This is a genomic window from Saccharibacillus sp. O23, from assembly GCF_002205895.1.
Lineage (GTDB): Bacteria > Bacillota > Bacilli > Paenibacillales > Paenibacillaceae > Saccharibacillus.
The window spans coordinates 258,384-281,410 of record NZ_NJDE01000008.1 but is presented as its reverse complement, the minus strand read 5'-3'; the positions used below and the strand labels follow the sequence as shown (position 1 = coordinate 281,410).

The window sequence follows — 23,027 nt, the reverse complement described above, 5'->3', positions numbered from 1 at the left end:
GCGATCAGACTCGAATCTGATCGCTTTTTATATAATAATGACTGAAAAAAAGAGTTCTTTTTATATTTTAATGGTCATATTTGCCCAATTTTCTGGGTTTATATTGAAGTTACCAATTTACCAAATTATAATAGGCCTCAAGAGCTACATACCGGTATCAGCTTTGGATGGAACATAATGATGAGGGGGACTATCATGTTTGTAGTCAACGAATATTCGCTTCCCAGGCAGCTTGACATCGTGTTCAGAGAATTGAGCGAGGAATTGTCGGGACTGGAATCCGGCACGGTTTTCGTGCAGATTCGCAACAATGTGGTCGGGAAATTCGGGATTCGCCATACTCCGCTTGCGGGTCGGGACGGCCATGTCGAAGGTCCTGAACAAGGACTGAACGAAGGACAGATCCATACTTTTCGTAATATGGCGATCGAATCGCTGAATTACAAAAAGAACTGGACGCACGGCGAGATCAGCTACGAATTCGCGCTGCGCCGTTCCGATCTGGTCGTCGACGCTCAGTTCGAATCGAACTATAACATGGCCAGCAGCATGATTCGGTATCCGAAACAGCTGCATAAGGAAGCTCGTTCCGAGCTTTATTGATCCGGGCTTGCCCGGCGCAAGGCGATGCTTTCGGAAGGGGAGCCGAAGCACGCGGCATCGAAGCGATAGAAAACGCGATCGAAGCGGAACCGATTGACAAAGCGCGTTCGCGGCTTGTAAGATGAGAAGCAATTCGTACAGCGCAACGCGATGACGGGGAGAAGTAAGCGGATATCGTTTTCTGCAGAAAGCCGGCGGCCGATGCGAGCCGGCGAAGACCATCCGTCCGAATGGACCCCTGAGCGCCGCGTCGAACCGGGGCGATTCCTCCGCGAATCGCGGCCCGCAGTAGACCGGCCGGTTTCCGTTCTCCGTTATCGGAACGGTCAAGATCGTTTGCGTTCCGGCGCTTGCTTGTTCAGCTTATCCTGCTTGCGTCGGAGAAAGCTGTGCATTGGCGCACAACAGCCAAACGATGAATAAGGGTGGCACCACGGTCTCACGTCCCTTGCGGACGCGGGGCCTTTTTTGCGTTCGGTCGTCTGCCGGGGATCGGCTTTTCAATTCACAACACGGAGGAATGAAAATCATGAAAAAAGTCTTGTCGGGCATCCAACCGAGCGGTCAGCTCACGATCGGGAACTACATCGGGGCCATTAAAAATTTCGTCGCTTTGCAGCATGATTACGAATGTTTCTTTTCGGTCGTCGATCTGCACGCGATCACGGTTCCTCAGGACCCGGCCGCGCTGCGCGAGCAGTCCGAATCGGTAGCGACGCTGTACGCGGCGGCGGGCATCGATCCGGAGAAATCCAACATCTTCATGCAGTCCCACGTGCCGCAGCACGCCGAGTTGGGCTGGTTGATGACGACGCTCACCGCGATGGGCGAGCTGGAACGCATGACGCAGTTCAAAGACAAATCGGGCGGCAAAGATTCCGTAGGCGCGGGATTGTTCGTCTATCCTTCGTTGATGGCCGCGGATATCCTGCTGTATCAAGCGGATCTGGTGCCGGTCGGCGAAGACCAGAAGCAGCATTTGGAATTGACTCGCGACTTGGCGGGCCGCTTCAACAGCCGTTTCGGCAAGTTCTTCACCGTGCCGGAACCGTATATCCCGAAAGTCGGCGCGCGCGTCATGGGACTCGACGACGCTTCGAAAAAGATGAGCAAGAGCAACGCCAACGCGGGCAGCTATATCGCTCTGCTCGATCCGCCGGACGTGATTCGCAAGAAGATGAACCGCGCGACGACCGATTCCGGCGGCGCGGTGCTGTACGATCCGGTCAACAAACCGGAAATCAGCAACCTGATGGGCATCTATGCCGAATGTACGGGCATGACGCTCGAGCAGGTTCAAGCGCATTTCGACGGCAAACTGTACGGCGCGTTCAAAAAAGAACTGGGCGAAGCCGTCGTCTCCGTATTGGAGCCGCTTCAGCAGCGTTACCGCGAGATTCGCGAATCCGGCGAGATCAAACGCATTCTGGCCAAAGGCGCGCAGCGCGCGGAAGCCGTCGCCGAAGAAACGATGAAAGGCGTTCGCGAACGCATGGGCTTCCTGCCGAAATATTGAGCCGCGTTCCGGCGGAGGGTTAAAGTTGCGCGACGCTCGGCTGCCGAACGCGCCTGTCGCACAGATCCGCCTGCCGCGCGCGATCCTCGCAAAAAAGCTGCTTCGTCCCTCGAAAGAGGGCAAAGCAGCTTTTTTGATCCCATGATCATGGACGAAGCGCGATCGCCCGCGCTAACGCTTTCATTTTCGGCCGAATCGACGTTTCGATTCGCGGATTTATGCGTTACATACATCCGGGGAGCGAAGCGGCGCTTAAACGTTCCCGCTGTTCGTTTTGCGCTGGATCCGCGCTTTGGTCACGAATCCCCAACCGATATTCAACGTCGCGACGGCGAACACGCCGACGGCGAGCAGCGGACTTTCGTTGATCAAGATGGCGGAGAGCGTCACAAGAGCCATCGAAGATACGGCAAACCACAGAGCCAGACCTTTATTCATCGGATAACCTCCGTTTTTATTTTCAGTATACCTCACTTGGCGGCCGTAAATCCAAAATTTCCATTTTATTTGTACCCATCGACGAAGAAATTTCCACATCTTTTTTGAAGAATGCCATGAAAATCTCATGAAATTGTCAAATTATCGAACTTGTTTCGGGAATCATTGGCAATTAGAAAGGCCTTTGATATGATAAATTTCATAGCGATACCTGTTCTCGGCTTCATTATGAAGCCGATTCTAGTTATTTATCGTACTCTCGCATGATTGGAAAATGCGAATCGGAACGCAAAAGGAGGAACAAACGCGTGAGCAAATCGTTGAATTATGCAGCTTCGGAGGCTTCTCCCGTGTCGGACGGCGCGGATGCGCGGGCGACTTGGAGAGACTTCGTAACGCTGGCGAAGCCCGGCATCCTGCGCTCGAATCTGTTCGTGACGCTGGCCGGTTTCTGGCTCGCTTCGCAATGGAATATCAACTGGGCGAACCTGATCGCCACGCTGGCCGGCACGATGTTGATCGTGGGCGCTTCCGGCGTATTCAATAACTATCTCGACCGCGAGATGGACACCAAGATGGAACGGACCAAGAATCGGGCGCTGCCGACCGGCAAGATCGCGCCCGGAATCGTGCTGACCTACGGAATCGTGCTCGGCGTGCTCGGATTGGCTATTCTGTTCGGATTCTGCGGCGTCTTGACCGGCGTCTGCGGCGCGATCGGCATGTTCGCCTACGTCGTGCTGTACACGATGTGGCTGAAACGCACCTCGACTTGGAGCACGTCGCTCGGCGGCATCTCCGGCGCGATGCCTCCGGTCATCGGCTACGTGGCCGTGACCAATCGGATCGACATGGGAGCGGTCCTGCTGTTCCTGTGGATGTTCTTGTGGCAGCCGCCGCACTTCTGGGCGCTCGGCATCCGGCGCGTCGAAGAATACCGCGCGGCCGGATTCCCGATCCTGCCGGTCGTCAAAGGCATCCGCCGTACGCAATGGCAGATGCTGCCTTACATCGTGCTGCTGCTGCCGGTGCCGATCCTGATGTACGCTTACGGTTACGTCGGACTGATCTTCACGATCGCGTCGGTCGCCATCACGGCGCTGTGGTTGTACTTCGCGGTCAAAGGACTGGCCAAAGGCCAAGATCCGGACGCTTGGGGCAAAAAGGTATTCATGTATTCCATCTATTATATGATGGTCACGTTCCTGCTGATGATCATCGACACCGTTCATTAAGAGCGGCGCGAAAAGCGGCCGCCTTTCGCCTCCTTCGGGAAGCGGAAGGCGGTTTTGTTCGTTATTCGCGGGATCGCCGGCGTTCATGCTCCGCTTCCGGCTGCGGACGCAGCATCGACTCCGGATAGACGATAAATTCGTCCAGTCCGGCCTTTTCGAGCTGCTGCACCGCGTATTCGTCCGGAGTGCCTTCGACTCCCGCATAACCGCGCCGGGTATACAGATGATCCGCGTCGGGGAACAAGTCGGACAGCAGGGCGCGAATCTTGCGGCCCGACGAATCGTTATCGAGAAACAGATAGACTTCGTCCTGTTTCGCTTCCGTATACAGCGATTCGAGCTTGGACGAGTTCGGCGTGCCGAAGGTGCACAGAATGCGGATATCGTCGTTCAGCAGACGACGAAGCTTGCTGCGGTCGTTTTTGCCTTCCACGATGATGGTAACGGTCATGAGCCGTTCGCCTCCTGACGTTCGAAAACTTGATTTTTAATAAGTTTACCCAGTGAGTCGACCGAATTCAATCAAAGGCGAAACCTAACGTTATTTTCGGTCGGCGTACCGCGCCGGGCAACGATTGCAAAAGAGGAAAAGAGCTTGGCGCGAAAGCTGACAGAGGGCCTCGGGTTCCTGTATAATTGAAAAGCGCGCAGCCCGCCGGGAAACGAGGGGCGCGGGCGCCGCGAAAATAACGAGAAGAACGGGGGCAAGCCTGTTGAATACCGAAGTGTGGCTCGAATTCGTCAGGCAGAACTGGCTGATTCTTCTGATCGCGCTGGTAGCGGTGCTGCTGGTCATAAATGTAGTGAAGACGATGCTCAAATGGGCGATCGCGATCGTCATCGTCGTTGCGCTGGTCGTATACAGCGGCGTGTCGATCGATCAAATTCAGAATACCGTAACGGGCGTGAAAGACGAAGCGGTAGCGAAGCTTCAGAGCGAAGCGCTTAAGATGCTCAAAGACGAATCCGCGCAAGCGACGTTCAAGAAAGCGGCCGACGGTTCCTTCACGGTCCAGACGCCGAGCCTCAAATTGGAAGGCAAGCCGAACGCGAAGACCGTCGAAGTGACTTATCGGGGCGTCTCGCTGGGCGAGTGGGAACGCGGCGAACAGGTGAACGCGCTGATTCGCGCGGCGCAGAGCCGGAAATGACCGATCTGCGCAGGGGAATCGCGCGGAGCACGCGTCCAAAGGACGGGAGGTGGCGGAAGTGCCGAATACGGATCTTGTGACCCTGCTGCTGCTGGCGGTACTGATCCTCTCGATGCTGCGCGGCGCTTATCTGGGAACGCGCAGAACGGCCGCCGGATTGGGTTCGATGTTCGGCCGGCTGCTGCTTCGGGTACTGGGGATTCTGGCCGCGCTGCTGCTCGCGGGTTGGGCTTCGCCTTACGCGCGCGATTGGGCGGATCGCCTGATCTTGGCCAGACCGGCCGGCGAGCTGCCGCAGTGGAAAACGGCCGGTTACGCGCTGCTCGGTTTCGTTTCCGATTTCTCGCTGCTGCGTCTTGCATTGTTGTTCCTGCTGATCTACCCGGTCTGTCTGACCGCGCTGACGCTGCTCGGCAGATGGCGTTCTCCGTCGGAAGAAGAGCGGCCGAAGAAAAAGAAAAGCAAGCGCCGCGCGGGTAACGCTTTTCTCGACCGTTTAGGCGGCGCGGTACTCGGCCTTGCGGCCGGAGCTTGGCGCGGCGCGCTGCTGCTCGCGCTGTTGTTCCTGCTGACGTCCGTCTGGCCGGGCAGTCCGCTCAGCCGCTACGCGGAGTCTTCGCCGGCTTACCGTTACGCCCAGCAGCACGTGTTCGAACCGGCGGTCGGCGAATGGATCAGCGGCAAACTGCCGGTGCTCAAAGGAGCCGCCGCGGCCGAGTTGGACGGCATGATTCGCCAGAAATACAATGTCATCGACCGGGAGATCCCGGCGGACATCGAACAGGCGGCGGCGAAGATCGCGGGAAGCGGAAACGACGCGGAAAGGGCGAAAAAGCTGTACCGCTGGGTCGGTACGAGAATTCGCTACGATTACGGCAAAGTCGACGCTTATGAAACCAAAGGAATCTGGCATGAACAGACGCCGCGCGAAACGTACGATACGCGTCTCGGCGTCTGCATCGACTACGCCCGCTTATATGCCGTAATGGCGCGCTCCGTCGGACTGCAAGTCCGCGTCGTGACCGGACTCGGAGGAGACGGGCAGGGCGGATACGGTCCGCATGCGTGGAACGAAGTCTATTCGCGAGAAGAGAAGCGTTGGATCGAGCTTGACTCCACTTGGGCTTCGGGCGGAGACTGGTTCGATCGAAAAGACTTTGCGAAGACGCATATCCGGCAGAGCGTATGGTAGCCGCGGCATCGCCTTACGCAGCTTAAAGGAAACATCAAGAGGAGGCGCCCATGAAAGTGCAGGATAAAGACCGGGAGCAGGAAGTGCGTCGTCAACGCAGCTTCGGGCTGCGGCTTAATTTGTTTTTTTTCAGCGTGTTCGTCATTTTCTCCGTGATTATCGTCCGGACGGCCATGCTGCAATTCGTCGAAGGGCCGCAATTGAAAGAAGAAGCCGTGAGTCAGGCCACGCGCGATATTCCGATGCAGCCGGTGCGCGGCACGATCTACTCGGCGGATAAGGTACCGATCGCGTATTCGATGCCGACGCAGACGTTGTACGCTACGCCGTTGAAAAATTTCTCGAACGACGAAGCGGGAGTCAAGAACCGTCCGGAAGTCAAAGAAGCGGTCAACCGACTGCTCGCCAAGCACAAAGAACTGAATCCGTCCGGCGAACAGCCGACTTTGGAAGAAATGTTGGGCAAAGATCGGCTCGATCTGGAGAACATCAAGCATTACGGCTATATGCCGCGCAAGATTCTCACGAACTTGAACGAGCAAGAAGTCGCTTATTTCAAAGAAAACAAAAATATGTTCAAAGGCGTGCTGACGCTCGACGTCGTCGAAGAGACCACGCGCGCGTACGATCCCGATTCGGTGGCCGTACAGACGGTCGGTTATCTCTCGAAGTTCAAATCGGTGCGCGAGAACAAGAACTTCCAGTTCTATCAGGACATCTACCAGGAGCAGAAGACCAATCCCGATCCGAGCGTTCAATATCTCGAAGACGAAATTGTCGGTTATTACGGGGTGGAACAAGAGTACCAAAAATATCTTCGGGGCAAGAACGGCTACAAGCGGATCGAAATCACGCCGCAGAGCATGGCCAAAGAAGGCGGTACGGAACAGATCGTCGCTCCGCAAAAAGGCGACGACGTCTGGCTGAGCATCAATAAAAACGTGCAAACGCAGACGGAAAAAGCGATTTCGGATCAAATCCGCGTGCTGCGAAGCACCAAGCCTTACGTGTCGACCGGTTTCGCCGTAGCGATGGAAGTCGATACCGGCAAAGTCGTCGCGATGGCGAGCATGCCGGATTTCGATGCCAACTATTACAACGCGGGCAGCATCTCGGCGGACCATTACAACGAGATCGAAAATTTGTACGTAAACGGTACGATCCGCGCCAAAGCGCCGGACGATAAGCGGAACAAAGCCGAATCCGTCGTATACATGGGGTCGACGATCAAGCCGCTGTCGGTATTGATCGGTCTCAAAGAAGGCTTGTTCAATCCCGGATCGACTTACTTCGACGACGGGATCACTTATCTCAACAAAGCCGACAAGAAAGGGATCAAGAACGCCGGGGGACACTATCTGGGCTATATCAACCCGCGAACGGCGATTCAAGAGTCTTCCAATACGTTCATGATCGACATGGTCGGCAAGCCTCTGTTGGACAAATACGGATCGGGCGTCATCGACGTATGGACCAAGCATATGAACGAGTTCGGACTCGGCGTGCCGACCGAAGTCGATCTGCCCGGCGAACAATCCGGTACCACGGACTACACGAATACCAAAGAAAGCTTGCTGACACGGATGGCGTATGCGTCTTTCGGACAGCAGGGCAAATACACGACCATGCAGCTTGCCCAATACGTCACCATGTTGGCGAACCGCGGGGAGCGTCTGAAGCCGCATATCGTGGATAAGATCACCGATTCCAAAGGAACCGTCGTGTATCAAGCGAAGCGCGAAGTATTGAACAAAGCCGAATACTCGAGCGAGTATTGGGACCTGATCCAGAAAGGCATGAACACCAAACTGGACGGTACCTTCGACGGCTTCCCTTACGACTTCGCGCGCAAAACCGGTACGTCTACGCAGCATATTCGCGGAACGGATATCGATAACGGCGTATTCGTCGCCTTTGCCCCGCGCGAAAATCCGAAACTCGCCGTCGCGGTCGTCGTGCCGGAAGGCGGATTCGGTTCGCAGAGCGCCGCGCCGATCGCGCGGAAGATCTTCGATGCGTACGATTACGAATACGGACTGGACGGCGTACCGAAGAAGTCGCTGCCGCAGACCAATACCGACGGCACGGCCGATCCGAACGCGCAGACGCAAAATCCGTAACGAAACGGAAACCGCGCGCGTTTAATCGAATAGTACGGAAGCAGCACCGCTTCGAATGCTGATAAATTCGGAAACGGCGGAAAAGGCGCTCTGTCGAAAGAGCGCCTTTTTCTGCCGATCAAGGAGGATGAAATGAAGATTTGGTCAAAAGAAGAACGGGACGATCACCGCAGCCGCCGGAATTTCAGCGTGCGGATGAGCCTGCTCTTTTTTGTGGTGTTTGTCGTGTTTTCGGCGATCATTATTCGAACCGCGTCGCTTCAATTCGTGGAGGCGCCGAAACTCCAACAAGAAGCCAAAGAACGCGCGACTCAAGATATTCCTTTGAAGCCGGTGCGCGGGACGATCTTTTCGGCGGACGGGGCTAAACTGGCTTATTCCGAACCGACGCAATCGCTCTATATCACGTTCGAAAAAGATTTTACCGAAGGGGAAGGATTGAAGGATCGCCCTAAGCTGGATGCCGCGCTGCGCGAAGTGCTGCAAGTGTTCGCGGAGAAAGGCGATTCGCAGATCGCGAATCCGACCTTCGAAGAATGGGGCAAACCAGATCTGCTCGATTTCGACAACATTTACAGCTACGGATATACCGCGAGGCTGGCGAAAGTCGGGTTAAGCAATGAAGAAGTGGCGTATTTCAAAGAAAACAAAAATAAATACAAAGGCATCCTGACCTTCGACGTCGTCGAAGAAACGCTGCGCCGTTACGACCCGGAAACCGTGGCCGTTCAAACGATCGGCTACGTCAAAAAATTCGGGTCGGTCAGCGGCAAAGACAGCAAGATCGACATGTACAAAAACATCGCCGCCGGTTTGAAAAAACAGACGGACGAAGGCCTGATGTACAGCCGTACCGAGAACGTCGGTTATTTCGGTCTCGAACAGCAGTATCAAAAAGAACTTCGCGGCAAAAACGGGTATCGCAAGATCGGCGTCAACGCGAAAAACACGGCGTCGGGCGTCGAAGAGATCGTGCCGCCGGTCAAAGGTTACGATATCAAAAGCACGATCAACAAAAGCATTCAGATGAAAACGGAAGACGCGATGAGGCAGCAGTTAGCCAAACTTCCCAAAGCGATCTCCGCGACGGCCGTCGCGATGGAAGTCGATACCGGCAACGTGGTCGCGATGGCGAATCTGCCGGATCTCGATCCGAACGTGTACCGCACCGGTTCGATCAGCAACGCTAACGCCAAAGCGGTCGAATATGCGTATCTCAACGGCGCGATTCGTGCCAAGCCGACGAACGATACCGGTAAAAAAGCCGAATCCGTCGTCTATCTCGGTTCGACGATCAAGCCTTTGTCGGTACTGATCGGGTTGGAAGAAGGCCTGATTACGCCGTCGACGTACTATGTCGATACCGGCATCGCCGCATACGGCAAAGGAGACGATAAGATCCGCAATGCCGGAAGTCATGCTTACGGAGGCATGGGGCCGAGCCGCGCGATCGAGAAATCTTCCAATACGTTCATGGTCAAGATGATCGGCGAACGTTTCTTCCTGCGCGACGGCGCCGAATCCTTGAACATCTGGGACAAACATATGCATGAATTCGGTCTCGGCGTCAAAACGGGCGTCGATCTGCCGGGCGAATGGGCGGGATCTGCCGATTACCTCAAAACGAACGAAGGCAGCGGCAGCGCGTTATCGCGTATGGTCTTCGCGTCGTTCGGGCAAAAAGGCAAATATACGACGATGCAGTTGGCGCAGTATACGACGATGCTCGCCAATCGCGGCAAGCGTATGGAGCCGCATCTGGTCAGCGCCATCTTGGATTCCGAAGGCAACGTCGTGAAGCCGATTCCGCCGAAAGTGCTGGACCAAGTGTCATTCCCGGATAAATATTGGGACATTATTCAGGACGGTATGCGTACAAAGGTCGATGATTCTTTCGGAGATTTTGCGTACAAAGACAACTTTGCGCGTAAGACAGGTACGTCTACGCAAGACGTAAACGGCAAACAAGTCGATAACGGCGTCTTTATCGCTTATGCGCCGCGCGAGAACCCCAAACTGGCCGTCGCCGTCATGGTGCCGGAAGGCGGCTTCGGTTCCGAGAGCGCCGCGCCGATCGCGCGCGCGATCTTCGACGCTTACGACGAAGAATACGGACTCGACGGCGTGCCGAAGAAAAATCAGCAGGATACGAATGCCGATGCCGCTTCGGACGGCGAATAACGATATTCAAACCGGACCAACAACCCCAAGCCTTGCTTTCTTTCGAGAAAGCAGGGCTTTTTTTTGTCTGTCGGCCGAGAAGAGGACTTGCGAAAAAGCCCGATTTATTTTAAAATTTGCCTCAAGGAAACATTTTTAGTTTAAAGAAATAAAAAGTCTTGAAGAAAAAAAATTAGCGTATGGAAAAGTTTACAGAGGGTGATCGGCGAAAGCCGGGAAGGAGGAACGAATGAACACAAGCGCAACAACGACCGACGAAACTCGCATACCGGCATTCGCTGCCGAGCGCGGAAGGCGAAACGTCAGCCGGATCGTCTGGATGCCGCTGCTGCTGCTCGCGCTGCTGCTGGCCGGCTGCTCCGCAAACGGTATCGCTCAAGGCATGAGCGAAGACGGCAGGCTGAGGATTACCGCGACCACCGGTATGGTAGCGGACGCGGCGCGCGAGATCGGCGGCGAGCATGTCGAAGTGACGACCTTGATGGGACCGGGGGTCGATCCCCATTTGTTCAAAGCTTCGCAGGGCGACATCCGCAAGTTGGACCGGGCCGCGATCATCTTCTACGGCGGTCTGCATCTGGAAGGCAACATGACGCGGATTCTCGAAAAGATGGCGGCGCAAAAACCGGTGGTCGCCGTCACGGAGCAGATGCCGAGAGATCGGCTGATCGGCACCGGTGAAGGCGAAAGCGGCGAATACGATCCGCATGTCTGGTTCGACGTGCAGCTCTGGACGAGCGCGGCGAAGACGGTACAAGAGACCTTGATGCGCGAAGACCCGGCGAACGCCGAGCGCTACCGGGAGCAGGGCGAACGTTATCTGAACGAACTCGAAGAGCTGCATCGGTACGTGCAGAACCGCATGGACGAGATTCCGCAAGAAGGCCGGGTACTGGTGACCGCGCATGACGCGTTCGGTTATTTCGGACGGGCGTACGGCGTCGAAGTCGTCGGGCTGCAAGGGATCAGCACGGCCGCGGAGTTCGGGGCGAGAGACGTCAGCACGCTGCGCGATTATCTGGTGGAGCGCGGGATCCGGGCGGTGTTCGTGGAATCCAGCCTGCCGGCCCGTTCGATGCAGGCGATCGTCGCGGGCGCGGCGCAGCGGGGGCACGAAGTCGCGATCGGCGGCGAGCTGTTCTCGGACGCGATGGGCGAGCCGGGAACGGACGAAGGCACGTATATCGGCATGGTCAAGCACAACGCGGATACGATCGCGGAAGCGTTACGATAAATTCGGACAGAGGAGGCACGAACATGAACATGCAAGCGAAGCAGGCGCCGCCGCTCGCCGTATCCGGCATCACGGTGGCTTATCAGCGGAAAGCGGTCGTCGAAGACGTGAGTTTTACGCTGCCGGAAGGCAAGCTGGTCGCGCTGATCGGACCGAACGGGGCAGGCAAATCGACGCTGCTCAAAGCGGTATTGGGATTGGTGCCGTCGGTCGCCGGCGAGGTGTCGATCTACGGCGATTCGTACAAAAAGATGCGCGATCGCGTCGGCTACGTGCCGCAGCGCGAGTCCGTCGATTGGGATTTCCCGACGGACGCGCTCGACGTCGTCATGATGGGACGTTACGGCCGCTTGGGCTGGATCAAACGGCCGGGACGCCGGGAGAAGGAGCTCGCGATGACGACGCTCGATAAAGTCGGCATGGCCGAATTCGCCCGGCGGCAGATCAGCCAATTGTCCGGCGGCCAACAGCAGCGGGTGTTTCTGGCCCGCGCGTTGGCGCAGGAAGCGGACCTGTATTTCATGGACGAGCCGTTCGCGGGCGTGGACGCGGCGACGGAGAAAGCGATCATCGCTCTGCTCGGCGAATTGAAGCGGGCGGGCAAAACGGTGCTGGTCGTGCATCATGATCTGTCCACCGTCGAAGAGTATTTCGATCATGTGCTTCTGCTGAACAAAAAGCTGATCGCCGAAGGCCCGGTCGAAACGACGTTCACGCCGGAACGGCTGCACGAGACTTACGGCGGGAAACTGGCGATCGTCAGCGCCGACGGCCGGGAAACGGTGGTGCGCCAATGAACAAGCGCAGCAGGTCGAAAAAACGAATCGAATCCGCGGCGGCCGCCCGGCTTTCGCGGAGAAGGAGGAGAAAGACATGCTCGATTGGCTGATCTCGTTGTGGAGCGATCCGAATACGCGCTGGATTCTGATGGGCTGCACGCTGCTCGGTCTGGGCAGCGGGGTCATCGGCAGCTTTACGTTTCTGCGCCGGGAAAGCCTGCTCGGCGATACGCTGGCGCATGCCGCTCTTCCCGGCGTATGCGTCGCCTTCATGCTGCACGAAGTGAAGTCGGCCGGGCTGTTTCTGGCCGGCGCGCTGTTGGCGGGCGTCGCCGCCGTCTTCTGCGTCAGCGCGATCTCGCGCTGGTCGAAGATCAAGCCCGACGCCGCGATGGGGATCGTGCTGACGTTCTTCTTCGGCATCGGCACCGTGATGCTGACCCATATCCAGCACAGCGGAAGCGGCAGCCAGAGCGGCTTGGACAAGTATCTGTTCGGACAGGCGGCCGCGATGGTGACGAGCGACGTCTATACGCTGATGGGCGTGTCCGTGCTGTTGATCGCGGCCGCGATGCTGCTGTTCAAAGAATTCAAGCTGATCAGCTTCGATCCGGGCTTCGCCCGCGGCATCGGGCTGCCTGTCGCGCTGCTGGAACACGGCCTGCTGATCTTGACCACCGTCGCGGTGGCAGCGGGCATTCAAGCGGTCGGCGTGGTGCTGGTCGCCGCCCTGCTGATCACGCCGGCGGCCGCGGCGCGTTATTGGACGGATCGCCTGCCCGCGATGCTGGCGTTCGCGGGGGTGTTCGGCGCGCTTAGCGGCGCTTCGGGCGCGGCGATCAGCACGCTCGGCGAAGGCATTCCGACCGGACCCGTGACGGTCTTGGCCGCGACGCTGCTGTTCGCGGTCTCGCTCCTGCTGGCGCCGAGACGCGGACTGTTGTCGCGAGCCCTGCGCCGCCGGGGCCTTCGGGCGGAATATGCCCGCTCGGCCGTGCAGAGAAGCGGCGCGCTGGAAGCCGCGGAAGGAGGGGAACGCCGATGATGGATTTCTGGATCATCCTGACCGCCGTATTGGTCGCGAGCGCCTGCTCGATTCTCGGCTGCTTCTTGATTCTGCGCCGGATGGCGCTGGTCGGCGACGCGATCAGCCATGCCGTGCTGCCGGGAATCGCGATCGCGTTCCTGATGAGCGGCACGCGGGATTCGATGTGGATGCTGCTGGGAGCCACCGTGTTCGGCCTGCTTACGGTATTCCTTATCCAGACGCTGCAAACGTCGGGCCTGCAATCGGACGCGTCGATCGGCATCGTGTTCACCGCGCTGTTCGCGGTCGGCGTGCTGCTGATCAGCTTGAACGCGCAGCATATCGATCTGGATCTGGACTGCGTGCTGTTCGGCGAGATCGCTTACGTGCCGTGGGATACGTGGACGCTCGGAGGCGCCGAGATGGGACCGAGAGCGGTCTCGATGCTCGGCATCACGCTGACCGTCATCCTGCTGCTGCTCGGCCTTTTTTACAAACAGTTCAAGATCTGCGCGTTCGATCCGGCGATGGCCGCGGCCTGCGGCATTCCGGTGCTGCTGTTCCATTATCTGCTCATGGGGATGGTCTCGATGACGGCGGTCTCGTCGTTCGAGAGCGTCGGCGCGATTCTGGTCGTCGGCATGCTGATCATCCCGGCGGCGACGGCGTATCTGCTCACGCATCGGCTCGGCATGATGATCGGGCTCAGCGTGGCGGTCGGCATCGTATCGGCGGTCTCGGGCTACCTCGTTTCTTATCTGCTGGACGCGTCGATCGCGGGCTGCATCGTGTCGGTCGCCGGCATTCTGTTCGTTCTGGCCCTGCTGTTCTCGCCGTCGGGCGGCCTGATCGCGAAATTCGCGCGCAGGCAATCGGCGGCCCGCTCGGCGTGATCCGGCTTGCCGATCCGGCGAACGCGCACCGCGTGAACTTATGTCCGGCTGATGCGCGTCCGATCTTTCGGGCGCGTTTTTCGTCGGCGACCCGTCAGCGAAGAAAGCGAACGAATCGGGCGAATCGGGAAGCGGACCAGGTGGATTTTTACGGAAAAATCATGGTAATCTAATACTGTGTATCAGGTTCGACAGTAGATTTACGTTTGGCCGAAACGCGCACGGGTCTAGCGCGTTTCGGACGAGCGTAACCTTACCTTTATGTGGTACAGAATACGAGTAGGAGAAGCGCCGGAGCACGGCAGGCCGGCGATGGAAGAGGGGATGACGCGCATGGCGCTGAAGATCGGAATCGTGGGTACGGGATGGTTTGCGGGCAAACACGCGGATATTCTCGCGGCCGCGGAAGATGTGGAGATCGTCGGAATCGTCGGCAGCAGCAAAAACAAAGGGGACGTCTTCGGGATTCGGTACGGCGACGCGCCCGGTTATGAAAGCGTAACCCAGATGGCGGACGCGCAGGAATTGGATGCCGTGTATATCTGCGTGCCGCCGATGGCGCACGGAGAGATCGAACGCGAATTGATCGGACGGGGCATTCCTTTTCTGGTCGAAAAACCGCTCGGGACGGACGCGGAAGTTCCGCAGGACATTCTCGGATTCATGCGCCTCAAATCGCCGGAGCTGATCACGTCCGTCGGCTACCATTTCCGTTATCAGAACAATGTCCAGCGTCTGCGCGAAGCGCTGCATCCGGGGCGGATCGGCATCGCGACGGGCATGTGGATGGGCGATATGCCGCAGGCCGAATGGTGGCGCCGGCAGGAGAAGTCGGGCGGCCAGTTCATCGAACAGACCACGCATATCGTCGATCTGCTTCGGTATCTCGCCGGCGAAGTCGAAGAGGTCGGCGCGACGTACGCCAGCCGTTTTCCGGAAGAAGAGTGGGAGCGGACGAACGTGCACGATATCGGAACGGTGACGCTGAAGATGAAATCCGGCGCGGTAGCGAATATCTCGAATACCTGCGTGCTGCCTCCGGGCGTCGGCAAAGTCGGTTTGTCGTTCTACGCGCGGGAAGGGCTGTGGGAATGGACGCCGGGCCATCTGAAAGAAACGCTCGTCCATGCGGAAAACGTCTATGCGGAAGAAAGCGATCCTTACGTCCGGCAGACGTCGGCGTTCCTGCATGCGCTGCGTACCGGCGACCGTTCGCGCATCTTGTCCGACTACGCGGACGCTTGCAAGACGCAGGCGGTGACTTTCGCCGCGCTGCAATCGGCGCTGTCCGGCCGCAGCGTGCGTCTCTAGCATCGGCGGTACCGACTGTTTCGGTTATGCGGCGGGCCTCCGACGAATCTTTGAGCCTTCTTGCGGCTTCGGCCGCCGAGAGGGCTTTTTGCCGTTCGCTCGACCGAGGTTGCGAACGTCCGCGCGCCGCGTTGGAGCGGGCCGGGGAATATGATAGAATGGCGAGAGCAAACAGGTTTCGAAGTAGGGGCCGAAAGGGGTAAATACAAATGACGCGTTACGATTACAAAATGCTTGCGCTCGACATGGACGGAACGCTGCTGAACGATAATCACGAGGTATCCGAGGAAACGGCCAAATGGATTCGCCGCGCGGTGAAAGAAGGCTTCCACGTCTGCTTGTCTACCGGCCGGGCGGCGATGCACGCTTTGCCTTACGCCGTCGAACTCGGACTGGAGACTCCGATGGTGACGGTCAACGGCAGCGAGGTGTGGAAAGCGCCGCACGAGCTGCATTTTCGCGCGCTGCTCGACGTGGATCTGGTTCGCAAGATGCACGCGCTAGCCGAAGAATTCGGCGTCTGGTTCTGGGCTTACACGACGGAACGGCTCTACAACCGCGACCATTGGGCCGAGAATCTGGACGAGAAAGAATGGCTCAAGTTCGGTTATAACACGTCCGACCGAGAAGTGCTGCACCGGATTCTGATGCGTCTTCAAGATATGGGCGGGCTTCAGATCACCAACTCTTCGTTGGACAATCTGGAGATCAACCCGGCGGGCATCTCCAAAGCAAGCGGCATCGAAAAAGTGTGCAAGCTGCTCGGAATCACGATGGAGCAGGTCATCGCGGTCGGCGACAGCCTGAACGACATCGCGGCGATTCAGGCCGTCGGACTCGGCGTAGCCATGGGCAACGCGCAGGATGCCGTGAAAGAAGCCGCCGATCTGGTCGTCGCGGGCAACAACGAAGACGGCATCGTGCAGGTCATTCGCGAATACATGCTGGACGGAGCGGCGTTCGGGGAAGAGTCCGGGAACGCCGATGCCGGCGCGGCAGCGCCCAAGACGTCCGCCAAGATGCGGCCGGAGGACGATCCTTCGACGCAGAATGTTCGAAATTAAGCGTAAAACAGAGGAGGACCTGACATGGTAGCATTGGATATACTGGGTTGGGTACTGGTGATCGCGTTGTTCGCGGTCGGCATGGCCGGATTGATCTTCCCGATTCTTCCGGGCGCGGTCGCGATTTATTTCGCCTTTTTCGTCTACGGTTGGTTCTTCTCGTTCGGCAAGTTGACGGTCTGGTTCTGGATCATTCAGACGGTAATCTTCGTCGCGCTGATCGTGGCCGATTATGTCGTCAGCGCTTGGGGGACCAAGAAGTTCGGCGGTTCCAAGCTGTCGATTCAGCTCAGTACGGTCGGCTTGATCATCGGGCCGTTCGCCATTCCGGCATTCGGTCTGATTCTCGGTCCGTTCATCGGCGCGGTGATCGGGGAACTGATTCACGGGTCCGACTTCAAGCAGGCGCTCAAAGCCGGCTGGGGCGCGCTGGTGGGTCTGCTCAGCAGCACGCTCGTCAAAGGCATTTTGCAAGTGGTTATGATTGTCGTCTTCATCATCTGGATCGTATAGCGAGCCGCCGAACAGGCGGCTTTTTACGGGGGAAAGAAGGGAACAGGTTTTGTCCAAGAAGGAATCGTTTGTCAAAGGAACGCTGATTCTGGCCGCGGCGGCGCTCGTCGCCCGCGTGCTGGGGCTCGTGCAGCGGGTCCCGCTGGAGCATATGTTGGGATCGGTCGGCAACGCGTCGTTCACGGTCGCCAACAACGTCTATCTGATGCTGCTGACGGTCGCGACCGCCGGCATTCCGAGCACGCTCAGCAAAATGATCTCCGAACGTTACGCGCTCAATCGGCCGGAAGAAGCGGGACGCATCTATTATGCGGCGCTGCTGTTCTCCGGCATGATGGGCGTGGTTATTACGGTGCTGCTGTACGTCTTCGCGCCGTGGTACGCGGCATTGACGGAGACGCCGGAGTCGGTGCCGGCTATTCGCGCGCTGGCGCCGGCGCTGATTCTGTTCCCGACGATCGCCATGATGCGCGGCTATTTCCAAGGCCGCAACATGATGGCGGTCGGCGGGGTCTCGCAGATCATCGAGCAGGTCGCCCGCGTATTTACGGCGATTCTGTTGGCCTACATCCTGCTCAATCTCGGCAAATCGCAAGAAACGATCGCGGCCGGCGCTTCGTTCGGCGGCGTGCTCGGCAGCTTGGGCGCGTTCGGCATCATGCTCATGGCTTCGCTGAAGCTGGCGAAGAACGAGCATAAGAAAGGGCGAACGCTGATCAACCGCCACGATCAAACGATTCCGCTCGGACAGATCTATGCGGACATCTTCAAGCTGTCGATCCCGATCGTGCTGACTTCGCTCGCCGTGCCGGCGATCAACTTCATCGATGCTTCGATCGTCAAGCCGCTGCTGATCGGGCAGATCGGCAACGATCTGGCGACGATGCAGCTCGGGATCTTGGGCAGCCGCGCGCAGAGCGTGGCCGGCATTCCGCCGATTCTGGCGATCGCGCTCAGCACGTCGCTGATTCCGATCATCTCCGCGGCGTTCGCCCGCAAAGACGAAAATCACCTGCAGCAGCAGGTGACGCTCGCCATGCGGGTCGCCGTGCTGACCGGCATGCCGATGGTCATCGCGCTCGGTTGCGCGGCTTATTCGATCAACGGCCTGCTGTTCAGTACGCTCGACGGCGCGGGCATCATCGCCGTGCTGACGCTCGGCACGATCTTCCAGATCACGATGATGACCAGCAACTCGATGCTGCTCGGCATGAATCTGGCACGCCGCTCGATGGTGCACGTCATGATCGGTTTGGCGATCAAGCTGCTGGGCAGCTTGATCTTGGCTCCGCTGTTCGGCGAATACGGCATCTACGCGATCGTCGGCATGACGGGCGTGTGTTTCCTCGTCATCACGGCGCTTAACATGCGCACGCTGCGCGGCATCGTCTCGTTCGCGGTGCTCGGCAAACGTTGGCCGGCCTTTATCGTTACCTGCCTGCTGATCGCGGCCGCGACTTTCGGCCTCAGCGAGCTGGGCAGCTGGATGACGGCGTTCATGCATCCGCGCGTCGCGTTCTTCCTCGCCTGCTGCATGATCGGCTTGATCGTGCCGTCGATCTATCTGGTGCTGCTCGTCGTACTGCGAGTCATTCGCCGCGACGAATTGGGGTCGTATCCGCGTCCGCTGCAGCGGGTGCTCCGTCCGCTGATGCGGCTTCAGCGCGGATGATCGCCAAGAGCGGCAGACCGGGACGAATTCTGCCGCAAGAAGGATGCTTATCCCGGCCGATTGAGGTAAAATAAAGGGGTCGGCACAGAAGTCCGAACCCAAATCCGAAGGAGAGATCGATCATGGAACAAATTCGTACGAAAGCCGATTTCGAACGCGAGATCGCGGGCCCCGGCCTGACGGTAGCCGTGTTCCGCGCCGATTGGTGCGGCGACTGCCACTTCATCGATCCGTTTATGCCGGAAGTCGAAGAACAGCGCAAAGACCAACTGAAACTGATTCAGCTCGACGTGGAAGAAGTCGAAGAAGTCAGCCAACAGCTGAACATTCTGGGCATTCCGAGCTTCGTCGCGTTCTCGAACGGCAAAGAACTGGTGCGTTTCGTGAACAAAGCGCGCAAAACGCGCGCCGAGATCGAGAATTTCCTCGATCGCGCGGTCGAAGTGCAAGGCCAATTGGCCGGCCGCGACTGACATCGCCGCTCTCGCCTTCCGAACATAGAGCTTCTCCAAGCGCCCGCCGGACATCGCGCCGAGCGGGCGTTTTTTCGCGCGCGCCGAATCTAGAGATCGATCGCTTTCGCTTTCGGGAAACGGAATCCATGCCGAAACAGGAAGGTTCTGTGAATAAAATCATACTGAATCCCGAAATGACGAAGCGAATATGATTTTAATTTGAACATTTATTGTCACAATCGCGATTCTTAACGCCGATACATTTCCGGTATAATAAAACAAAAGGCGCTGCGGGGCTGCCGGATTGCGACCGCGCGGCTGCCGTTACCACAAATTCGAATCGGCGGTGAGACTTTTGCAATATAAAGTGTTGAAATGGCTGAGTTACGCATCGTGCGTCATCATGCTGCTCGTCTCGTTCAACGGCGTCGTCGTGACCCGAACGGGTTCCGGTCTGGAATGCGGCCGCGAATTCCCGCTTTGTCACGGCAAATTCGTACCGGGCTCCACGATCGGCTCGCTGATCGAATACACGCACCGGCTGACGGCGGGGATCGCGGGTCTGCTCGCGCTCGCGACTCTGGTCGCGTTCCTGATCTGGTCGCGCAAACGCCGCGACTTCCAGATCTACGCGGCCATCATGGCTTTGTTCGTGATCGTGCAGGCGATCATGGGCGCGCTGGCGGTCGTATTCTCGCAGTCGCCCCCGATCATGGCGCTGCACTTCGGTTTCGCGTTGATCGCGTTCGCGAGCGCGCTGGTATTGGCTTTGTCCGTGCGAAGGGCCGGCAATTTGGGACCTCGCCAAGCTCCTCCGGCCGATCATCGGGTAAGCAAACGCACGCGCAACCTGACGATTTTCTCGGCCGCGTTGACCTATGCCGTCGTCTATACGGGCGCGCTCGTCAGCCATACCCAGTTGGCCAAAGCTTCGATCGCGCTGCATATCGCGTCGGCGATCCTGCTGCTTATGGTCATCATGGTCGGCAATATGGCGATCCGCGGATACGGCCATATTCGCGATATTCGCCGATTGGGCGTCGTCGTGATCGTGCTGGTTCTGGCGCTTCCGCTCAGCGGCGTGCTGAACTTGGTCGTGCTCGGCAGCGAATATTACATGTTCGCGCCGATGCTGCACACGTTGATTACGGACTTCTTGTTCGCTTTCTTGTGCTTCCTCAGCATCCGTACTTGGGAGCTGAGCCGCATCCCGGCCGGCGAACCGGGCGGCGTGCGCGTGAAGAAGACGGCGCAAGCTTAAGCCGTTTCGCGGACGTCTGCGCACGGCGGATGAATAGGTTCACGGCTTCGTTCAAACGGCGGCGGGCGCTTCTTCGGAGGCTCCCGCTTCGTCGTTTTGCGCTGTCCGTGCCGCAAAGACGAAGACGTCGGCTGCGCCAATCGGCCTTGTCCGCCCTGCGCGGCAGCTCTTTGCGAAGGCACGACTTGACGGAATCGAGAAAAACGGTATGAAAATTTTCAAGAGGACACTTTACAAACCGTGTTAAACTGAATATACTAAGTTAAGAATTTCGGTTCGGATATTTTGAATTTTCGGAATTCCTAGCTTTCCAATCCGAATTATGAATATATTTGTTTTTTCTTATCGAGAGAGGCGGAGGGACAGGCCCGACGAAGCCCGGCAACCGATCCTGAATGCGAATGTTCGTTGACGAACGGCGCGGTCAGGGTGTCATGGTGCTAATTCCTACAGAACCGATAGCGGGTTCTGGCAGATGAGAAGGTGACTGTACGCATACGATGCGAGCCCTTTTTGTCTAACCCAAAAAGGGCTCTTTGATTTATAAGGAAACTTCTTGCCACGGCGCAGAAAGACGAAATTCGGTCGTTATTTAGACGAGGGCTTTAAGGCGTCAGCGCGGAGCATGAAGTAGGCGAAGAACAAGCAAAGCAGCGGCGCGAGCCGACTAGGAGGAACAAACCGAGTGATAACCATCAAAAATCTGGTCAAGACCTATACCTCAGGGTCGAAAACGACGACCGCGTTAAACGGAATCAATCTGGATATCGGAAAAGGAGAAATCTTCGGCATTATCGGCCACTCGGGAGCCGGCAAGAGTACTTTGATCCGATGTATCAATATGCTGGAGCAGCCGACGAGCGGTTCGGTTTGGATCGGAGAAACCGATATGACGCGTCTCGGCAAAAGCCAGCTTCAGCGTCAACGCCGCCGCATCGGAATGATTTTTCAACATTTCAATCTGCTTTCTTCGGCCACCGTATACGACAATATCGCGTTTCCGCTTCGACTGGAACGCATGCCGCGTACGGAGATCGATCGGAAAGTCAAAGAAATGCTGGAATTGGTCGGCTTGACCGAACATGCCAAGAAGTATCCGGCGCAACTGTCGGGCGGGCAGAAGCAAAGAGTCGGCATCGCTCGGGCGCTGGCGACTGATCCCAACGTGCTGCTGTGCGACGAAGCGACTTCGGCACTCGATCCGCAGACTACGGATTCGATCCTTCGGCTGCTGCTCGATATTAATCGCAAGTTGGGATTGACGATCGTGCTGATTACCCATGAGATGCATGTCATTCAGAGTATCTGCGATAAAGTGGCCGTGATTCACGGCGGCATCATCGCCGAGCAAGGACCGGTAATCGACGTATTCCTGAAGCCGAAGGAAGCGATCACGCGAGACTTCATCAACCGCGAATCGGACACGGGAGAAGCGCTTAACGAAGCGATTCGCGCGCCGCATCCGGAATCGTCGCGCACGGTCAAAGTGACGTTTATCGGCGACTTGACGTATCAATCGATCATGTCGCAGACCGTCAAGGAAACAGGCGTGGAATTCGCGATCTTGCAGGGTACGATCTCCAGAATCAAGGATACGCCGTACGGACAGTTGGTCGTTCGGTTCGAGGGACCGGCCGAATCGATCGAACGAACCTTGAAGCGACTCGTCGAACAAAGGCTCGAAGTGGAGGAACTGCAATGAATTATGATCTCGATTTTTCGCAAGTCAACTGGGACGAATTCGGGAAAGCAACTGCCGAGACGCTTCAGATGTTGGGTTACTCCAGTCTTTTCACCTTAATCTTAGGTCTTCCGCTCGGCGTTATTCTGTTTCTGTGGGCGCGATCTTCTTCGGCGGGTCTGCGCATCCTCTACAGCATCTTGTCGGTGATCGTCAATATTCTTCGGTCGGTTCCGTTTATCATCTTGATCATCGCGCTTATTCCGGTCACGAAAGAGATCGTCCAGACGTCGATCGGCGTGCGGGGCATGATCCCGCCGCTTGTGATCGGCGCCGCGCCTTTCTTCGCCCGGCTCGTCGAGACTTCGCTGCGCGAAGTGGATCGCGGCATTATCGAAGCGGCGCAGGCGATGGGCGCTTCGACTTGGCAGATCGTGTATAAGGTCATTCTGCGCGAGTCTTTGCCGGGCTTGATCGCGGGCTTTACGGTTACCGTAATCGCTCTGATCTCTTATACCGCCATGTCGGGCTTGGTCGGAGGCGGCGGCTTGGGCACCCTTGCCGTCAACTACGGATACTATCGTTACGAAACGGCCGTCATGCTCGTCGCCATCGTGCTGATCGTGGTGATGGTCCAGCTGATTCAGGTGATCGGAGATCGCTTGGTGATTCATTTTACCCGGAAATAACACATATAAAAT

Annotated in this window: 21 protein-coding genes and 1 riboswitch; of the genes, 19 read left to right on the top strand and 2 right to left on the bottom strand. The window is 57.5% G+C overall.

Annotation, left to right across the window (positions count from 1 at the left end):
- The first annotated feature begins 195 nt into the window (after positions 1-195).
- Both CDO73_RS11605 and trpS read left to right on the top strand, forming a co-directional pair.
- A complete protein-coding gene (locus tag CDO73_RS11605) occupies positions 196-603 on the top strand; it encodes an O-methyltransferase (protein ID WP_088488693.1) in 408 nt (135 codons plus the stop codon).
- Between the two features lie 529 nt (positions 604-1,132).
- Positions 1,133-2,119, top strand: a complete 987-nt coding sequence (gene trpS / locus CDO73_RS11600; RefSeq protein WP_088488692.1) for a tryptophan--tRNA ligase — start codon at positions 1,133-1,135, stop codon at positions 2,117-2,119.
- 252 nt (positions 2,120-2,371) lie between these two features.
- On the opposite strand, the gene CDO73_RS11595 is transcribed toward trpS, so the two are convergent.
- Positions 2,372-2,557 (bottom strand): hypothetical protein, encoded by a 186-nt coding sequence (locus tag CDO73_RS11595; protein WP_088488691.1) that lies wholly within the window; start codon positions 2,555-2,557, stop codon positions 2,372-2,374.
- Positions 2,558-2,865: 308 nt separating this feature from the next.
- Here CDO73_RS11595 and cyoE point away from each other — a divergent pair, with 308 nt between their 5' ends.
- Positions 2,866-3,792 (top strand): heme o synthase, encoded by a 927-nt coding sequence (cyoE, locus tag CDO73_RS11590; protein ID WP_088488690.1) that lies wholly within the window; start codon positions 2,866-2,868, stop codon positions 3,790-3,792.
- A gap of 61 nt (positions 3,793-3,853) precedes the next feature.
- On the opposite strand, the gene CDO73_RS11585 is transcribed toward cyoE, so the two are convergent.
- Positions 3,854-4,243, bottom strand: a complete 390-nt coding sequence (locus CDO73_RS11585; protein WP_088488689.1) for a toprim domain-containing protein — start codon at positions 4,241-4,243, stop codon at positions 3,854-3,856.
- A 262-nt stretch (positions 4,244-4,505) separates the two neighbouring features.
- Here CDO73_RS11585 and CDO73_RS11580 point away from each other — a divergent pair, with 262 nt between their 5' ends.
- From CDO73_RS11580 to CDO73_RS11505, 16 genes are all read left to right on the top strand, one after another.
- A complete protein-coding gene (locus CDO73_RS11580) occupies positions 4,506-4,943 on the top strand; it encodes an ATPase (RefSeq protein ID WP_088488688.1) in 438 nt (145 codons plus the stop codon).
- A 58-nt stretch (positions 4,944-5,001) separates the two neighbouring features.
- Complete coding sequence (locus tag CDO73_RS11575) at positions 5,002-6,135, top strand: transglutaminase domain-containing protein (protein ID WP_256972661.1); 1,134 nt, start codon at positions 5,002-5,004, stop codon at positions 6,133-6,135.
- A 50-nt stretch (positions 6,136-6,185) separates the two neighbouring features.
- The gene (locus tag CDO73_RS11570; protein WP_088488687.1) at positions 6,186-8,255 is read left to right on the top strand and encodes a peptidoglycan D,D-transpeptidase FtsI family protein; all 2,070 of its coding nucleotides are present in this window, start codon (positions 6,186-6,188) and stop codon (positions 8,253-8,255) included.
- Between the two features lie 132 nt (positions 8,256-8,387).
- Entirely contained in the window at positions 8,388-10,436 is a 2,049-nt protein-coding gene (locus CDO73_RS11565; protein WP_088488686.1) for a peptidoglycan D,D-transpeptidase FtsI family protein, read from the top strand.
- A 229-nt stretch (positions 10,437-10,665) separates the two neighbouring features.
- Positions 10,666-11,670, top strand: coding sequence for a metal ABC transporter solute-binding protein, Zn/Mn family (locus tag CDO73_RS11560; RefSeq protein WP_256972660.1), 1,005 nt, complete (start codon positions 10,666-10,668; stop codon positions 11,668-11,670).
- 23 nt (positions 11,671-11,693) lie between these two features.
- Complete coding sequence (locus CDO73_RS11555) at positions 11,694-12,467, top strand: metal ABC transporter ATP-binding protein (RefSeq protein ID WP_088488685.1); 774 nt, start codon at positions 11,694-11,696, stop codon at positions 12,465-12,467.
- 76 nt (positions 12,468-12,543) lie between these two features.
- Positions 12,544-13,494 carry a metal ABC transporter permease gene (locus tag CDO73_RS11550; RefSeq protein ID WP_088488684.1) on the top strand — a complete coding sequence of 317 codons (951 nt, stop codon included), beginning with the start codon at positions 12,544-12,546 and terminating at the stop codon, positions 13,492-13,494.
- Entirely contained in the window at positions 13,491-14,369 is an 879-nt protein-coding gene (locus tag CDO73_RS11545) for a metal ABC transporter permease (protein WP_088488683.1), read from the top strand. Before CDO73_RS11550 ends, CDO73_RS11545 begins: the two co-directional genes overlap by 4 nt.
- 333 nt (positions 14,370-14,702) lie before the next feature.
- Positions 14,703-15,680 (top strand): Gfo/Idh/MocA family protein, encoded by a 978-nt coding sequence (locus CDO73_RS11540; RefSeq protein WP_088488682.1) that lies wholly within the window; start codon positions 14,703-14,705, stop codon positions 15,678-15,680.
- Positions 15,681-15,889: 209 nt separating this feature from the next.
- Positions 15,890-16,744 (top strand): Cof-type HAD-IIB family hydrolase, encoded by an 855-nt coding sequence (locus tag CDO73_RS11535; protein ID WP_179218674.1) that lies wholly within the window; start codon positions 15,890-15,892, stop codon positions 16,742-16,744.
- Positions 16,745-16,777: 33 nt separating this feature from the next.
- The gene (locus CDO73_RS11530; RefSeq protein WP_088488748.1) at positions 16,778-17,257 is read left to right on the top strand and encodes a DUF456 domain-containing protein; all 480 of its coding nucleotides are present in this window, start codon (positions 16,778-16,780) and stop codon (positions 17,255-17,257) included.
- A gap of 49 nt (positions 17,258-17,306) precedes the next feature.
- Positions 17,307-18,929 carry a putative polysaccharide biosynthesis protein gene (locus CDO73_RS11525; protein ID WP_088488680.1) on the top strand — a complete coding sequence of 541 codons (1,623 nt, stop codon included), beginning with the start codon at positions 17,307-17,309 and terminating at the stop codon, positions 18,927-18,929.
- A gap of 122 nt (positions 18,930-19,051) precedes the next feature.
- Positions 19,052-19,402, top strand: coding sequence for a thioredoxin family protein (locus tag CDO73_RS11520; RefSeq protein ID WP_088488679.1), 351 nt, complete (start codon positions 19,052-19,054; stop codon positions 19,400-19,402).
- Between the two features lie 337 nt (positions 19,403-19,739).
- Positions 19,740-20,645 carry a COX15/CtaA family protein gene (locus CDO73_RS11515; protein ID WP_088488747.1) on the top strand — a complete coding sequence of 302 codons (906 nt, stop codon included), beginning with the start codon at positions 19,740-19,742 and terminating at the stop codon, positions 20,643-20,645.
- A gap of 339 nt (positions 20,646-20,984) precedes the next feature.
- Positions 20,985-21,127, top strand: a riboswitch (SAM riboswitch).
- 203 nt (positions 21,128-21,330) lie between these two features.
- Positions 21,331-22,347 (top strand): methionine ABC transporter ATP-binding protein, encoded by a 1,017-nt coding sequence (locus CDO73_RS11510; protein WP_088488678.1) that lies wholly within the window; start codon positions 21,331-21,333, stop codon positions 22,345-22,347.
- The gene (locus CDO73_RS11505) at positions 22,344-23,015 is read left to right on the top strand and encodes a methionine ABC transporter permease (protein WP_088488677.1); all 672 of its coding nucleotides are present in this window, start codon (positions 22,344-22,346) and stop codon (positions 23,013-23,015) included. The genes CDO73_RS11510 and CDO73_RS11505 overlap by 4 nt, the downstream gene beginning before the upstream one ends.
- The last annotated feature ends 12 nt before the right edge of the window (positions 23,016-23,027 follow it).